Source organism: Ralstonia sp. VS2407 (genome assembly GCF_052950655.1).
Map to the genome: position 1 here is coordinate 1 of NZ_JBRFVG010000142.1, position 524 is coordinate 524.

At 64.9% G+C, this 524-nt stretch carries 2 protein-coding genes; both read right to left on the minus strand.

The window, feature by feature from the left end; all coding sequences use genetic code 11:
• The coding region (locus tag ACU8YE_RS24285) for an SPFH domain-containing protein (RefSeq protein WP_446929929.1) at positions 1 to 222 on the minus strand (222 nt) is incomplete at its 3' end.
• 79 nt (positions 223 to 301) lie between these two features.
• A partial coding sequence (locus ACU8YE_RS24290; protein WP_446929931.1) for an NfeD family protein occupies positions 302 to 524 on the minus strand: 223 nt, incomplete at its 5' end.

Consider the following 524-nt stretch of genomic DNA (forward strand, 5'->3'; position numbering starts at 1 on the left):
GATCTGGCTCGGCACATCGAGCGGAATCTCCTTGAGCACGTGCCGGTAGGCGATCCGGTCGACGAACGGCAGCACGATGTTCAGGCCCGGAGAAAGTGTCGCGTGATAGCGGCCGAACCGCTCGAGCACCCACGCGTGCTGCTGCGGCACGATCTTCACCGTCTGCGACACGATCACGAAGGCGATGACGAGCAGCACCACCCAGACGATCAACGAATCCATGAAACGGGTCCTCCTGGTTGAAATATGAAAGGTGAACGCGCGAATAAGGGCACGAAAGTGCGTATGAAAATGCGCGCGCTCACGCCGGCGGCTTCGCGGCGACGATCAGACAATTGCCCCGCACCGCGCGCACTTCGTACAGATGCGCGTCCTCGCGCTCGCCGGCCGCGAGTTCGACGTCCCACGGCGCGCCGCGATACTGCGCGCGCGCCCGGCGGTCGCGCCAATGCGTGACCTCGATCGTCGCGCCGATATCGAGGTTGACGTCGGGGTTCGCGCCCGCGTCGCGCTTCTGCTTGCGG